Genomic DNA, 2444 nt, shown 5'->3' with positions numbered 1-2444 from the left:
ATCAGATAACTAAATTTGCCAACTTTACAGACAGTTGTAACGAAACCCACTTATTCGATAATAAATTAATCTTGCGTTACGTGAAAACTGACAGGGTACAAGGCCGGAATTCACGTAGCGCACTTTACCTCTTCTTCATTATTTACCTTCTCGTTCCGATCCTGTCCATCCTGGCATTACCCCATTTCACCAGAACGCATTTCACTGTTGCAGATAGCCCATGGGGTCGACTCTGCGACCGCGGTCTCACTCAGAAGGATGGCCACCTTAACCGGCGCCCCTGGCGTTCCTCCTCGCCTCCGAAGTGAAAGCCCTGCTCTTCTATATGCCGGATCTTCGCCATTACATACTGTTCTCAACTTTCTGGAACACCGGTGTGCGGATCGGTGAATCCCGGACGCTGACCCCGGAATCCTTTGATCTCGACGGGTTAACACCCTTTGTGAAAGTACCGTACTCAGGGCATCCGGCCTGACGCACAATATTGACTGAATGATGAAGGGACACATATCGCAGTGAATATGTTCAGTAAACTGCCCGCTATTCCACACACCGCAGTCAATATCAATACCCCGGGAGGCGTATCCGCATATCGCAGTCAAGGCAGGCAAAACCTAAACGGGATGATGAATCAGTATAAATTGACTGTGGTATGCGCTCTGCATACCACAGTCAACACATCCTAAAACGGCATACTCAGTCATTTTCCGATTTCACGCTGCTGAGCGCTTTTGCCAGTTTCTGAGGATCAATACCTGCAGCCTTCAGAGCTTTAATCACTTCGTCATAGTTCTGCTCAGGTACTTCCTCTTCCGGCTCACGGGGAACAACGACCTTGCTACTGATGAGTTTCGGATTACGGTAATGCACGCTGAAATAGGTGGCCCGGCCGCGTTTGAATTCGGTGTAATCCAGATAGCCGATATCCTTCAACTGCGCCATAGCTTTGCGCACCGTGTGGTTCTGCGTGTAGATGTTAGACGTCAGGTTTAGTCTGTCTCGCATACGCTTCATGGAGATTGGGGCCGGATTCTGCGGTAGGCTTTCGATGTAGGTATAGAGTGCCTGTGCGGACTCCTTGCGCTGCAGGGCATCGATGGCCTTCAGACGCAGCAAGACCCGTCTATCCATCTGATAAAGCTCAAATAGCTTGGGCTCTGCCCTGATCTCCACGACATCAGCAGTGATGTCGTAATAGGCAGACTGAACTAGGTGCGTAGTCCACCCTTTCGTTTCACTCTGAAACTTGAGGGTTACGGATGCCAGCTTGAACAGGGAGTTGCTGATCCTGTCGCGCATTTTCTTGTTAGAGCGCCGGGTGTCAAAGCCACACATTTTAACGAACTCAACAAAAGACAGCTTGAGCGTGTCATCCTTAACGCCAAAATCATACATTGAACGGATGATCCCAAGCCAGACTTTGAAGTCAGTATCCATATCGAGGCGCGATCCGGTGATCCTGACATCGGTATACCCTTCACTCCGGGCAATAGACAGCTGTACGAGCTCCTCAGTCGCATCCGTGACGTTTTTGCGGTTCGTCTTACTCTTGGAGGTCGATTTCAATGTAGGAACGAACAGACCAAGCCTCATGAGTGCAACAGGCTGAACAGTACTGGCGCTGTTGACATCCAGCTTAACAACTTCGCCCGTTGTCTTGTTGACCTCCTGAAGATTCAGGGGTAACTCATTATTTTCCATAGCCATTTTATTAACCCGCGGTTATCCACAAAGGAAAGTATATACGCATATCACAGTCAACGGAAATACATACCCCAGTTAATACAATTGCATACCGCAATAGGTGATCCTGCACACAACAGTCAACATACCGCACACCCCAGTTAATGAAGACAGGCTCCAGGCTCAGGCGTAGCGGGGCGCTGCACGATCCGGGGATCTCTTTTTGATCTCATCATGATCTCCTTAAGGATCAATTACTGGATCGAAATATGGAATAACTGCCAGCATCCCGTACATATGGACGACTGACGTGACACAATATGAATCATGGTACAACAACCCGGTAATACAACACCCTGAAAAGCAATAATCTTGACTGTGATATGCAGAAAAACACATTTCATTACCTTTCTCTATTCCTGTTCTGTTTCATACCGCAGTCAATAATCTGCATACTGTAGTCAATTCCTCACCATTCAGATCCATCAGTGGATCTTCGTTAGCTTCAGAGCGTCAGCCACACCCTGTTAGTACGAAGTAATTCCGCTTCCTCTACGCATGCGTGTGCACGCTTTTTGCGGCGAGCGGATGATATTGACTGAAACATGCGGCAACCTTCAGGCGGATGCTAAACTGAATACGGCTATATTTTGATCAGCTTTGCAATTTTTAAGACGGTTTGCAATTTTAATGTTGCTTTGCGCCTTTCACCAAGATTTAATAGATTAATGCAAAGATGATAACAAGGAACAGAAAATGGG

The 2444-nt window shown here is 47.6% G+C and carries 1 protein-coding gene and 1 pseudogene; one reads left to right on the top strand and one right to left on the bottom strand.

The window, feature by feature from the left end; genetic code table 11:
* Window positions 1-183 precede the first annotated feature (183 nt).
* Window positions 184-451, top strand: a pseudogene (locus tag AC6BYQ_RS23525) (tyrosine-type recombinase/integrase); the annotation flags it as partial.
* Between the two features lie 245 nt (window positions 452-696).
* Here the strand turns inward: AC6BYQ_RS23525 and AC6BYQ_RS23520 are convergent.
* Window positions 697-1707 carry a RepB family plasmid replication initiator protein gene (locus AC6BYQ_RS23520; RefSeq protein ID WP_498057592.1) on the bottom strand — a complete coding sequence of 337 codons (1011 nt, stop codon included), beginning with the start codon at window positions 1705-1707 and terminating at the stop codon, window positions 697-699.
* Window positions 1708-2444: the final 737 nt, after the last annotated feature.

The sequence above is a fragment of the Serratia sp. LTN-2 genome (assembly GCF_059740205.1).
Note: the sequence above shows the minus strand (reverse complement) of the source record. Positions and strands in the feature narration are given on the sequence as shown.